Annotated in this window: 25 protein-coding genes; all 25 read right to left on the minus strand. The window is 67.7% G+C overall.

Annotated features, from left to right (window positions below):
* Window positions 1–539: hypothetical protein (locus tag QH283_RS11490; protein ID WP_280502994.1), on the minus strand; the 539-nt coding region annotated here is incomplete at its 3' end.
* Window positions 536–847: a hypothetical protein gene (locus tag QH283_RS11495; protein ID WP_280502995.1), complete on the minus strand. Its 312-nt coding sequence runs from the start codon at window positions 845–847 to the stop codon at window positions 536–538. The genes QH283_RS11490 and QH283_RS11495, both read right to left, overlap by 4 nt.
* Window positions 844–1,080, minus strand: coding sequence for a hypothetical protein (locus QH283_RS11500; RefSeq protein ID WP_280502996.1), 237 nt, complete (start codon window positions 1,078–1,080; stop codon window positions 844–846). Before QH283_RS11500 ends, QH283_RS11495 begins: the two co-directional genes overlap by 4 nt.
* A complete protein-coding gene (locus tag QH283_RS11505; RefSeq protein ID WP_280502997.1) occupies window positions 1,077–1,382 on the minus strand; it encodes a hypothetical protein in 306 nt (101 codons plus the stop codon). The genes QH283_RS11500 and QH283_RS11505 overlap by 4 nt, the downstream gene beginning before the upstream one ends.
* A gap of 123 nt (window positions 1,383–1,505) precedes the next feature.
* Entirely contained in the window at window positions 1,506–2,189 is a 684-nt protein-coding gene (locus QH283_RS11510) for a hypothetical protein (RefSeq protein ID WP_280502998.1), read from the minus strand.
* A 151-nt stretch (window positions 2,190–2,340) separates the two neighbouring features.
* A complete protein-coding gene (locus QH283_RS11515) occupies window positions 2,341–2,574 on the minus strand; it encodes a hypothetical protein (RefSeq protein WP_280502999.1) in 234 nt (77 codons plus the stop codon).
* A complete protein-coding gene (locus QH283_RS11520) occupies window positions 2,571–2,912 on the minus strand; it encodes a hypothetical protein (RefSeq protein WP_280503000.1) in 342 nt (113 codons plus the stop codon). Before QH283_RS11520 ends, QH283_RS11515 begins: the two co-directional genes overlap by 4 nt.
* Before the next feature lie 39 nt (window positions 2,913–2,951).
* Window positions 2,952–3,869 carry a DNA methyltransferase gene (locus QH283_RS11525; protein WP_280503001.1) on the minus strand — a complete coding sequence of 306 codons (918 nt, stop codon included), beginning with the start codon at window positions 3,867–3,869 and terminating at the stop codon, window positions 2,952–2,954.
* Window positions 3,866–4,630: a phosphoadenosine phosphosulfate reductase family protein gene (locus tag QH283_RS11530; protein WP_280503002.1), complete on the minus strand. Its 765-nt coding sequence runs from the start codon at window positions 4,628–4,630 to the stop codon at window positions 3,866–3,868. The genes QH283_RS11525 and QH283_RS11530 overlap by 4 nt, the downstream gene beginning before the upstream one ends.
* Entirely contained in the window at window positions 4,624–4,917 is a 294-nt protein-coding gene (locus QH283_RS11535; RefSeq protein ID WP_280503003.1) for a helix-turn-helix domain-containing protein, read from the minus strand. Before QH283_RS11535 ends, QH283_RS11530 begins: the two co-directional genes overlap by 7 nt.
* Window positions 4,914–5,504 carry a hypothetical protein gene (locus QH283_RS11540; RefSeq protein WP_280503004.1) on the minus strand — a complete coding sequence of 197 codons (591 nt, stop codon included), beginning with the start codon at window positions 5,502–5,504 and terminating at the stop codon, window positions 4,914–4,916. Before QH283_RS11540 ends, QH283_RS11535 begins: the two co-directional genes overlap by 4 nt.
* Entirely contained in the window at window positions 5,501–6,373 is an 873-nt protein-coding gene (locus tag QH283_RS11545) for a hypothetical protein (protein WP_280503005.1), read from the minus strand. The genes QH283_RS11540 and QH283_RS11545 overlap by 4 nt, the downstream gene beginning before the upstream one ends.
* Window positions 6,370–6,720: a hypothetical protein gene (locus QH283_RS11550; protein WP_280503006.1), complete on the minus strand. Its 351-nt coding sequence runs from the start codon at window positions 6,718–6,720 to the stop codon at window positions 6,370–6,372. Before QH283_RS11550 ends, QH283_RS11545 begins: the two co-directional genes overlap by 4 nt.
* The gene (locus tag QH283_RS11555) at window positions 6,717–7,442 is read right to left on the minus strand and encodes a hypothetical protein (protein WP_280503007.1); all 726 of its coding nucleotides are present in this window, start codon (window positions 7,440–7,442) and stop codon (window positions 6,717–6,719) included. The genes QH283_RS11550 and QH283_RS11555 overlap by 4 nt, the downstream gene beginning before the upstream one ends.
* Window positions 7,439–8,008 (minus strand): type I-E CRISPR-associated protein Cas6/Cse3/CasE, encoded by a 570-nt coding sequence (locus QH283_RS11560; protein ID WP_280503008.1) that lies wholly within the window; start codon window positions 8,006–8,008, stop codon window positions 7,439–7,441. Before QH283_RS11560 ends, QH283_RS11555 begins: the two co-directional genes overlap by 4 nt.
* Window position 8,009: 1 nt before the next feature.
* Window positions 8,010–8,243 carry a hypothetical protein gene (locus QH283_RS11565; RefSeq protein WP_280503009.1) on the minus strand — a complete coding sequence of 78 codons (234 nt, stop codon included), beginning with the start codon at window positions 8,241–8,243 and terminating at the stop codon, window positions 8,010–8,012.
* Window positions 8,244–8,264: 21 nt separating this feature from the next.
* On the minus strand, window positions 8,265–8,534 hold the full coding sequence (locus QH283_RS11570; RefSeq protein WP_280503010.1) for a hypothetical protein: 270 nt from the start codon (window positions 8,532–8,534) through the stop codon (window positions 8,265–8,267).
* Entirely contained in the window at window positions 8,531–8,920 is a 390-nt protein-coding gene (locus QH283_RS11575; protein WP_280503011.1) for a hypothetical protein, read from the minus strand. The genes QH283_RS11570 and QH283_RS11575 overlap by 4 nt, the downstream gene beginning before the upstream one ends.
* Window positions 8,917–9,078 (minus strand): hypothetical protein, encoded by a 162-nt coding sequence (locus QH283_RS11580; protein WP_280503012.1) that lies wholly within the window; start codon window positions 9,076–9,078, stop codon window positions 8,917–8,919. Before QH283_RS11580 ends, QH283_RS11575 begins: the two co-directional genes overlap by 4 nt.
* Entirely contained in the window at window positions 9,075–9,335 is a 261-nt protein-coding gene (locus tag QH283_RS11585; RefSeq protein ID WP_280503013.1) for a hypothetical protein, read from the minus strand. The genes QH283_RS11580 and QH283_RS11585 overlap by 4 nt, the downstream gene beginning before the upstream one ends.
* Window positions 9,332–9,544 carry a hypothetical protein gene (locus QH283_RS11590; RefSeq protein WP_280503014.1) on the minus strand — a complete coding sequence of 71 codons (213 nt, stop codon included), beginning with the start codon at window positions 9,542–9,544 and terminating at the stop codon, window positions 9,332–9,334. The genes QH283_RS11585 and QH283_RS11590 overlap by 4 nt, the downstream gene beginning before the upstream one ends.
* Window positions 9,541–9,813 carry a hypothetical protein gene (locus QH283_RS11595; protein ID WP_280503015.1) on the minus strand — a complete coding sequence of 91 codons (273 nt, stop codon included), beginning with the start codon at window positions 9,811–9,813 and terminating at the stop codon, window positions 9,541–9,543. The genes QH283_RS11590 and QH283_RS11595 overlap by 4 nt, the downstream gene beginning before the upstream one ends.
* Window positions 9,810–9,974, minus strand: a complete 165-nt coding sequence (locus tag QH283_RS11600; RefSeq protein ID WP_280503016.1) for a hypothetical protein — start codon at window positions 9,972–9,974, stop codon at window positions 9,810–9,812. Before QH283_RS11600 ends, QH283_RS11595 begins: the two co-directional genes overlap by 4 nt.
* Entirely contained in the window at window positions 9,967–10,281 is a 315-nt protein-coding gene (locus tag QH283_RS11605; RefSeq protein ID WP_280503017.1) for a hypothetical protein, read from the minus strand. Before QH283_RS11605 ends, QH283_RS11600 begins: the two co-directional genes overlap by 8 nt.
* Before the next feature lie 65 nt (window positions 10,282–10,346).
* Window positions 10,347–10,778 (minus strand): hypothetical protein (locus QH283_RS11610; protein ID WP_280503018.1); only part of this gene is annotated, 432 nt, incomplete at its 5' end.

Consider the following 10,778-nt stretch of genomic DNA (forward strand, 5'->3'; position numbering starts at 1 on the left):
TTCGGCTGCACGTGAATGACGTGGTACATGACGACGGAGTCGATGCGTTCCCCGCGTTCGCCGTCCTGTTCGGCCAGGTACTCCCACTCCACGTTGTGCACGCCGATGTAGTCGCCGTGCTTGTGGAATCGCCAACCGTCCCGTGGGGGCTGGTCTTCGCGGCGTACCTCGGTGAACACCACGATGAAGTCACGGGGGTCGGTGCGCACCCACTCCAGCGCGGGATGCGCCATCACTTGTTGCGGGGTGTCACCGATGCCGTACTCGGTGGGTGGGTAGGCATCCCACTCCAGTTCGGGTGGGAACACCGGCCGCTCATCATCGGCGAGCGCGTCCATGATCTCTTCACGGGCACGCCACCACGCGCGGCGCACACCCTCGTTGGCGTAATCATCGAGGGTGTAGCCGGGCCACTGGAATTCGATCCATCCCGTCAGTCCCTCATAGCAGCCGGGCAGGCCGTCGATGGGGATGGCGGCGTATCCGCCTCCGAACTCGGGGCGCAGCTCGACACCTTGGGGCAGTTCGATCAGCGTCACGTGTTGGCCTCCTCGTCGCCGGGCAGGTGGACGATCGTCTGGGGTCGGCGTGGCCCGCACTCGGCGGCACAGTCCTCGGTGCCGTTCACGTGGTCGGGGAAGTGGAGCCAGTCCAGATCGGCCAGCCCGAACGTCGGTTCGCCCCCAGTGGGGATGACAACCACCACAGCGGCATCAGCGTCCACGTACACGGCGTGGATGCCGGGCGGGCGGGACTGGACAGCGAAGTCCTCCGGGTCTCGGATCTCGATGCCGTGACGGCGGGCGAACCGGCAGGCTTCGAGCAGGGCCGCAGTGTGGTCGCTCATGCGCGGGCCTGCTGTTCACGCCATTCAGCGACAGCGGCGAGGGTTTCGGTGAGGCTGGGGTAGATGCGCATCCCGTCGTAGGCCGTGTGTTCGGCGTACTCGACTGCATGCAGGTAGGCGACCACGGCATCCCGCATCCGCTCCGCTGTCGTGGACTGCGCTGAGTGCATGAACGCCATGTCGGCATTCGTCATCGCGTCCCGGTCCAGCTCGACACAATCGGTCTCGGTCATGCGCTTGTCTCCTGATCTTGGGTGGGTCCGGTGTAGCGGAGGAAGGCTTCACCGTTGCGGTTCTCGTACTCGAATTCCCCGCCACGGAAAGCGGCAGGCCCCGTCCCCCGATTGACCGCGGAGAGGAAGGTGCTCGTGATCCCGGTGGCGGTGGGGATGCGAGCCCACTGGCCGGGGCGGGTGCGGAGCTTCTTCGCGATCCGGTGGTAGTCGATCTCGTCGCGGGTCAGACGGAACTGTCTCGGGGGCAGTTCGTCTACGAACTCGATCGCTTCGAGTGCGGCGGCGGTGCGTCGGTTCACGCGGGGGTCTCCTCGAATGTGGTGCCCCAGTGGATGCCTCGGTCCCAGGCTGCGGCTACCTGTGCTTCGGTGGCGCCTGCCGCGAACGCTGCGGCTTCGGCGTCATGCTGTTCGGGGGTGGGGTCACCGTCGTGCAGGCCGTCTTCGTAGGCGGCGCGCCATGCGGCGGCGACGGTTTGGACTCGGGCGAGGGCAGCGGGTAGGGCTGCCGGGTTGGCGAGCAGGGTTTGCATCCGGTTCCTTCCGGGTGAGGGGGACGGCTCGATCCGTCGCGGGGGGGGGGCCCCCGCCGGGGGGGGGGGGGCGGCCCGTGCTTTGTGGGCTTTTTTTTTGTCCTTTCGGGGGGGTGGGGGCTTGGGGGGCCCGGCTCGGGGACTGGGGGGCGGATTCGGTTCGGGGCTGGGGGGCGGCAGCCTTGGCAGCGGCTGCCTGCTCAGCTGCGAGGGCGGCGCGGTTCGCGGCGAACCGGGCCAGCTCGGTGAAGAAGGTGCCGGTGCGGCGGCCGTCGATGAGGGCAGCGGCGCGGTCACGGGCCTCCTGCTCGGTCCAGCAGGGGCCGGTGTCGACGGTGCCGCCGGTGACGGGGTCGGTGATGGTGGCTTCGAAGCGGGGGCGGGGCATGGCGTTGGCGCGCTGGCGGGCCTCGGTGACGGTGATGGTGTAGGTGTCAGCGTCGGGGGCGTCGGCGATCTCGACGGTGGGGGCGACGCCGGTGCTGGTGATGTGGTCAATGATTTCGCGGGCTTCGGTGGCGTCGGTGGTGATGTGGGCGCCGCCGGCGGGGTGGGTGATGGTCCAGGTGGTCATGGTGTCCTCCGGTCTCGGGTGCGGGTCCGTCTCCCGCTCGGTGTATGACCATCATACATGTGGATGGTGTGGTGCGCACTCGGATCATAAAATTCGGCCCTCGACCCCCTGTATAGGGTGGTCGAGGGCCGATTTTCGCGTGTCTGTGTAGTTAGCCGCCCAGAATGCGGCGGTAGGTCGGGCTTTCACGGAGCCGCTGCTCGACGGGGGAGCGGTCGATCTGGTAGATCCGCTCACGGGAGAGGTTGGCGGCCTTGGCGATCTTGGTGACTGACACGCCCTCGGCGACGGCCTGACGGATCAGGTCATCACGTCGGGCGGTGGTGTTGGCGATGGCGTGGACGGCTTCAGCGATGTTTTCGAGGATGGTGCGTGGCGTCGTCACAGCGGCTCTCCGCACTGCTCGCATTCGCCGTCGCGCAGCGGGAGTCCGCAGGAGTGGCAGTGTGTCCTCTGCCGCTCGGCGATCTCGTGCTTGATGCGCTTCAGCTCGGCGATGACCTGCTTGGCTTGGTCGGGGGTGAGCCCGCCGACGACGTGGAGGGCGCGCTCACGCTCTTCCGGGTGGGTGTCGTAGAACGCGAACTGACTGAGCCGGGCGGTGGCGAACATGGTGTTGATGGCCGTCGCGACGTATTCGACGCTGAGGCCGAACTTGCGGGCGATGCCGTGCGGCCACGCGGCGACGTAGTCCGCGCCCTTCATCTCGATCATCTGTGTCATGCCCTAGTGTGTAGCGAGCTACGCGGAATGTCAAGTTCGCTACAAAACAGCTGATGGGGGTGTCCCCCCACCCCGCGCCGCCGCTGTCGCCCTCCTCCGATCCCCCTTCACCATCACCCACACATGCTGATGCACCCGCCCCGCCGACGACGTATTCGTCCACCACCTGCGCAGCATCCGATACATCGTCCCGACCGGCGTCACCAGAATGTGATGATTCACCGGCCGGAACCCCGCCCCCACCAGCAGGCGGGCGGTGTGCTCAGGCAACTGCCGCAGATGCCCGTCCGGGCCCCGCAGGTCCCCGGTCACCCACACCAAGAACCGGTCATCGGCCAGCACCCGATACGCATCGACAGCGACCGCCTCCACAGCAGCCAGATGCTCCGCCCAGCTCATCACCGACAAATCCCGCGGATCATCGCTGTAGCGCTCCGCGCAGTGATACGGCGGGCACGTCAGCACCGCATCCGCGCTACCGTCCGGCATGGTGGACATTTCCGCGACCGCATCACCGGTCACCCATCGTGCCAGCCCGCCCTGCGACACCTCCCGATTCGCGGCCGCCTGCCGCTCCGACAAATCGATCCCCACATAGTGGCGGCCGAGCCGGTCAGCGACCACACCGCGCACCGCGCCCCCAGCGAACGGGTCCACGATCAGCCCGCCCGGTGGGGTGTACCAGGTGATCAGCACCTCCGCGAGCATCGGATCGAACCGGCTCGTACCACCGGAGATGCGACGATGCCGCTCCGACGAGCGAGCACCGAGCAGCAGATGCTCATCCCGGCCGCCGGTCTCATCGCACGGCAGCCCACGCCACCACTTCTTTCGCGCCTGCCACTCCCCAGCACGACCGTCCAGCACCGTCCACGGATAGACACCGTGCACCGTGTAATCCGGGTAGTCGGCGGGGTCCACACCGTGGGTCAGCTCCCCATCACGCAGAGTCCTCATGGATGTGCCTTTCTCGCCGGAGCGTCCGGGCCGACTATCTCCGGGTAGTAGTGCTGCTCCCACTCCGCGCGGGACTTGTCCGAGCCGCGTGTCCCGCCGAGCGCCGACACCCGCAGCCACCGCCGATCCAACTGCCCCCCGAACGAGCAGCCGTACGCGGGATGCACCGGCAGGTCATGCTTGTACAGGTGCGCGAAAACATCGGTGGCTTCCCACACGCTGATCGGGCGGCAGGCGTACGGGCCGGCCTCCCCCCACCGGGCGTGCACCATCGCCCGGATACGGGATTCCTCAGCGCGGACACCGGAGATGTGGCGGCGCCCGAACTTCTTCTCGGCTTGAGCGAATCCGCCACGGGTGGAGCGCGCGGAGTCCTGGTGCCCGTCAGCGTCCTGCCACCAGCGTCGCGAGGTGGCGGCGGTGGTGATCTCCTCGTACCGCAGGTGCGGGTGCCGGGCGAGCATCTGGTCCCGCACGAGCAGGCAATCCGGGTTCTCCCACGTCTCCAGCCTGACCCACACCACCGGCATGCGGGTGACAGCGTCGGACTGGGCGAAAAGGTCGACCAGGACGGTGGAGTCCTTCCCCCACGAGGTGGACACGTATCCGCCGCCAGCAGCAGCGAACTGGTCGATGACGGTAATGGAGTGGTCGGCGAGCCGGTCGAGGCGCGCGGTGGCGGCCAGGCGCCGGTCGTATTTCTCCAGCCGCTCCCATGCCGCCAGGTCGGCGGGACTGTGCCGGGGAGAAGTGATCAGCATGCCACCCGCCCCCGCGATCGACGCGGCACCGACACGACATCTCGCGGCAGCAGCATCCCCATCGCGGGCGCTTTCAGCACCGCCGCGATATGACCGATGTCGTCGACGGTCGCATGCCGCTGCCCAGCTTCGATCCGAATCAGCTGGTCGTGCGTGAGGTGATGCCCCGCGGCTTCCAAGCGGTCACGCACCTGCGTGAGGGTGAGTCCGCGCGCTTTGCGGATCACCCTCATGTTCACAGCGAACGCCTGCCCGAACGGGCCCAGGTTGAGACGCGGGTTGCTCAAGTGCACACCACCTTCCGTGACAGGTGATGGTAGGGGGGCCGCACTCCTTGGAGGCTGCCTGTCGGGGAGGGCAGTGGGCGAGCGCGCCACCCGTCCGGTACACCGTCAGTGATCTGCCATTCCCGCACCCGCCCGTAGCCGCGGCTGTAGTGCTTACCGAGATGGGTGATGTCGGTGAGCATCCCCTCCAGCGTCGGCTGGTCGATGCTGGTGAGCTGCCAGGTGATCGTGTGGAGCCACACGACTGCGAGGGTGGTGTCACGCGCCTTGTGCGGTCCGAGCCCGCAATGATGCTTGCGGTCGCGGGTGTAGCGGGACATCTCGGCGGTGGCAGGCTTGCGCCGCATCTGGCCTGCGGTGTGGGCGGCGACATCGAGGACACCGGCCGAGCACTGCCATCCCCATGTGCCGCCGATCTCCCAGCGCCCGAGGGGGAGATCGAAATCGACCGGGTCGCTGGTGTCCATGGGCAGCCCGGACCGCTGCCACGCCACCCACGCCAGCGGCCCGTCCAGCATGAACGGGTGCGTGTCCACCCCGACAGCGGGGCCGTCGATGACGGCCACCACCTGCAACGGGGTACTCATCCGGCGATCTCGCTGAGCAGGGCGCGCACGTCGTCGGCGTTCTCGACCAGATGACTGGTCCACCAGGTCAGCGAGTCGCTGGTGTCGGGCAGGCCGGTGATGCTGCCTTGCCCGAACCCGACCGCGTTCTTCGCCGCCAAATGCACGCGCCCACCGGGCGCCCACAGGGCGAGCGCTGCTTCGAGCACACGCCGATGGGTGGAAGTGGCGGCAGGGGTCAGCCCGAAGCCACCCGACAGGACAGCGCCCGCTTTCAGCACCTGAAGGTCGTAGATCATCTGGGTGGTGCCGGTGAGATCGGCAGCGATGTCGAGGTACCGGTCGACGGGGGTGCCGGACACGTCGTGGCGGGTACCGAATTCCTCACCACGGTAGGCGGCGGCACCCTTACCGGCATGGGGCAGGGCGGCGGCGGTGGGGGGCAGGCGCCAGGCGTTCTCGCGGCACACGAGGATCAGCGGGTCGACCCGCAGGGTGCCGGAGATGATGTCGGATTGGGCCGCGTACCCGAGCAGGCCCAGCATCGGCAGGACAGCCTCGATCTTGCGGGGGAGTTCCAGATTGGTTTGGGCGCCGGTGGAGGTGACTGCACCACCGGACCACAGCAGGTCGACGACGGGCTTGGACAGAGACCCGTCCGGCAAGTCGAGGGTGGTGGCGAGATGCCAGGCGAGAGCGTTACGCAGACCGTGCCGGACCGAGTTCGCAGACACGAACGGAACCTGGGCTTGGGTGCCGTCCGGCTGGATCACGGTCTCGCTGCGCAGCAGGGCGGTGTTACCGGAGTTTCCGGCGCCGTGATGCAGGGGGGTGGTGAGGGTGATGGTGACCGGGATCGGGGCGTGCAGGGCAGGGGTGAGGGCGGTCATTTCGTGGCTGCTTTCTTCTCGGAGCGGGTGACGCGGGTCAGGGCGACGATGTACACGGATTCACGGGCGATCGTCTCCACCCAGTCGGCCCAGTGCGTGTCGAGGATGGGGGCGACACGAGCGACCGTTTTGGCGGATTTCTCCGACAGGGTGTCGATCTGGAGTTTGCGGGCGGCGATGGTGATGGCGTGCCCGGCGTTCTCTCCGCCGGCGGCGCCGGTTTCCAGAGCGGTTTGGGCGCGATGCCACCAGTTGGCGACGCCGATGACGTCTGTGCTGGCGGAGTCGAGAAGGGCGGACAGCAGGTCGATACTCACATCGACCAGATCCATGGTGGTGTCGGTCATTTCATGGTCTCTTTCGTGATCGTCCAGAGGGCCAGCTCCAGCAGAGGGGACTGCTGGTAGGGGGTGAGGGGGGTGGCGTGGGTGCGCCACTGGTCGAGCGCGGCCCGGGTTTTCACCGAGGCCGGTGGATGCCCGGTGAGGATGTCGTCACCGGATACACCCATGCGACGCAATGCGAGGGCATGGGCGTGCACGTCCCGCCACTGGGTGGGGGTGGCGGTGACGTTCACGGTCTCCATCCGCACCGTCCACCGTCCGCGCCCACGATTGACGGTCCCGTACGGCAGGACATGTTTTTGCCCGGACACTGCGACCGTCACCAGCCATTCCCCTTCCGGCGGGTCGGCGAGGATCGCGGTGATGGGGGCAGGGTCGGCGCGGTTGGTGAGACACAGGCCGGGCCGGTCTTGCACGTACGCCTTTTCGTGTGACGCCGGCAGTGTTTCGCCGGGGGCTGCGATGATCGACCACAGGCGTAGGGTGCCGAGTCCTTTGCCGGAGCAGCACCACAGTGCAGCGGGCCCGACTCGTCCGCTGCCGGTGCGCCACAGGGATGGGTCGGTGAAGTTGCTGCCGAGGGCTTTGCCTGCGTCGGCGGTGCGTTCACACCAGGCGCCGGAGATCGCGCATATCGCGGGATGATCGGCGAGCAGGGCGTCTGCTGACGGGATCAGCTCCGGGTTTCCGGCGAGCTGCCACACCAGGTCCACGGCGGCGGTCATGCGGGGATCTCACGGGTGAGGAGGAGTCCGGCGCCGTACGCTTTCGCGCGCCCGACTCCGGTGATGATGAGGTTTTCCAGCAGGTCTGGGTTGGTGACGGTGCCGGTGGCGTGGATGGCGGCCAGATGATGTGTGACGCGGTCGCTGTGCCGTCGCCCGTGTCGTCCGCCGAGTGGGGTCACGTCGATGGTGTGGAGGTTGACAGCGTCACCGAGTTTGCGGGTCACCCAGTCGGGGATGTCGTCGGCGGGGATGGGGTGGCGTTTCCCGCGTGTGTCGTGCGTGAATTCTTGGCGGGTCGGGTTGGCGATCAACGCGAGGTGCAGGCGCACGCCGATGGCGTGCCTGGTGCGTCGGGCGTTGGTGTGGTGTTCGGCGACGAGCCCGTCGAGCTTGGCGGTGTCGATCGGGTGGCCGGACTGCACGATCAACTGGTGCGGGGACGGGAGCGCCCACAGGGTGCGTTCACCTGCCGCGTAGGCGATGGTGCGGTGCATGGCTTGGCTGTCGAGGGTGAGGCGTCTCGCGTTCCGGGTCAACGCCAGCTTCGTCAGGTGCACTTCCATATCAATGGTCCTCTTCCTCGGCGGCGAGGGCGGCGAGCTTGCGATGGTGCTCGCTGGTCAGCAGATCCACCACGGCCTCCTCGTCACGCTCGTCATCGTCGGCGCATTCGTAGCTGGGGCACTCGCATGCAACGCTGTATGAGTCGAGGCCGGCGCAGCGACCACTACCGCCGCGCCGGTGTGTCTCTTTGTCGTGCCCGCAGTCGCAGAACGGCACCCACTCATCCCAGCTCACGAGCCGCCCCCGATCGTGCGCTCACAGCGGCACCACCGACATCCCTTGCTCGAAAGTCGCGAACCGCTTCAAGCATTCACCACACTCGACGAGGCCATCGTCTTCACGGCAGCTCTCGAAATGGCGGCGTTCGCTCGCGACGCAAGCGGAGCAAGCTACGGCGTCGTCGTGCCCATGCCAGTCCGTCCAGTACTCGGCGGCGTCGGTGCAGCCCTCAACTTTGATGGCGCATTCAGGTGTGAAGGTGAGGTGCGCGATGCTGTCCACGCGCTCGCTGGTTTGCGTGCTCACTCGGCCACCCCGGCGCGTTCGAGCCAGACGAGGCGGCGGGTGATCCGTGACCCCAGGTAGGCGAACCAGTGGTGCGGGTTCCACCAGGAGGCGCGACGGTAGGTGTCGCGGAACAGGTGGCGTACGTACCAGTTGCCGTCGTCGCCTTCGCCGAGGAGGAGGCGGGTGCCGCTGCTGATGCGGTCGGCGGATTCGGACCAGTGCTCATAGACGGGAGCGCTGGCGAGTACGGGAGCCATCGGGATCGCGTCGCACGGGAGGGTGAGGAGGTTGCCGTAGTCCTGTCCGTCGGGGCCGATCTCCCGCCACCAGCAGGGCATCCGGTAGGCGATGTTCCCGCCCGGCAGCAGCACCACCGGGGTCACAGGCTTGGGCGCCTTGGTCACCGCTGCACCCCTTCCTCGATGCCTTCACCGCGGGCATCCCAGCCAGCAAGGAACGCCTTGTGTGCTTCGTTGAGGGCGGCAGCACTCACCCCGTACGCCTTCCGGTAGGTGGCCCATGCGATGGTTCGGGCCTCGGCGTTGGTGTTGCGGTCGCTCATGACTTGTCCTCGGCGGCACTTGGCGGGGTGGGGTTGATGTCGATGTGGAGCGGTTCGAGGGAGAAGAAGAGCACGCTGAACTGCTGGGTGGGAGCCATGCCGAACTTCGTCTTGGCGTGTTCGATGACATCCTGGTAGGCCCGATCGCGCCGGGTGCCGATGGCGGTGTAGACGCCTTCGAGCGTGTAGGTGTTGCTGCCTCCGGTCTGGTTGTTGAAGGTGAGCGTGATGATGTAATGCAACTCGTGTGTGGTCATCGGTTCCCTTTCCGCAGGCAGTGGTAGATGGCGGTGGCTGCGTCGGCGATCAGTCCGAACAGGCCGGGCCGCAGCTCGGGCATCGGCTCGGGCATGGCACGCAGCACGGGCGGCAGCGGATCGGATTCGGGCGGGTGGTAGTCGCCACGCAACTGGCCCCGCCGCAACGACAGGTCCACCAGTTCAGCGATACGGTCGGGCTCGCTCACAGGCCGGCCTCCTCGGCGATGGGGGTGAATCCGCGGGCGGTCAACCCTTCGGGGGTGACCAGGATTTCCGGGTCGGGATACTGCTCTAAGCCTTCGCAGTGCAACCGCGCCAACCAGATCTCGCCGATGACGGGGGCGGGCAGGTGTTGCAGGGGGCCGAGTGTCCAGCCGCCGTGGTTGCGGATGCGGCGGATCAGGGTGACCCGATACTCCTCCCCCTCAGCGGTGGTGTTGTTGCGGTACACGGCACCTTCGTTGAGGGCGCTCATGTGCGGGCCTTCCTCGTGGGTGGGGTGGTGACACTGCCTTGGGTGAACTGGGTGCAGTGGCAGCCGCGGCCGAGGGGGCCGGGGCTCATGCACTTGTCGCGGCGATGCAGGTGGGTGGCGCGGCGGTGCCCGCACTCGCACAAGACGGTCTGCTCAGACATGGGGGTTCTCCTCGGCGATGGCGTCGATGATGGCGAGCACTTCGGTGAGTGCCATGTCGTAGCCGCGCCGGGCGGGGTTCTTGTACTCGCCGGTGTGGATGTTCACGGTGGAGCTGGTGCGGTGCTTCTCCAACCGGGCCGTGATCCGGGCACGCAGTCCGCGCCACTCGATCAGTTCGGCGGCCATCAACCGCATCGCCCGATCCTCGGGCCAGAAGTCGAGATCCTGGGGAGTGCTCGTGCAGCACCGCAACTGCTCATCGGTTACGCGGTCGAGGCGTTCGGTCGGTTCCGTCTGCTCGGTCATGGGTTCTCCTGATGTGGGGGAGGGGCCCGCCTCTCACGGGTGGAGATGCGGGGCCCCTCAGCGGGTTAGTGGGGGTGGGCGGCGGTGGACGGGTCGGGGTCCGGGATGTGGGTGTGGTCGTCGTCGTCCCAGCCGCGACGCCGCCAGCAGATCGGGCACCACGAACGGGTGTGCCGCTGGTCGGCGTACAGCTCGCCACCGAACACGAGGAGCCACAAGGGGAAAGCGACTGCCGCGATGCGGTCGCCGTACCCGGTCGCCCAGTTCACGAGCACCGCCACCGCGGCCACAGTGATGAGCACCCAGGCGAGGCGGTGGACGAGGCGGGCGACGCGATGCCAACGGCCACCGACTCGCAGCCCGTGCGGGGTGGGGCCCTCAACGGGTTGCCGGGTGTAGCAGAGGGTGGGGCATTCGCCGTGGAACTCGTGCCGGTACCCGACAGTGAGCGGGGCGAGCGCGGCCAGGATCGCTGCCAGGAACACCCAGGCGGGCAG

The sequence above is a fragment of the Nocardia farcinica genome (assembly GCF_029867845.1).
GTDB lineage: Bacteria > Actinomycetota > Actinomycetes > Mycobacteriales > Mycobacteriaceae > Nocardia > Nocardia farcinica_A.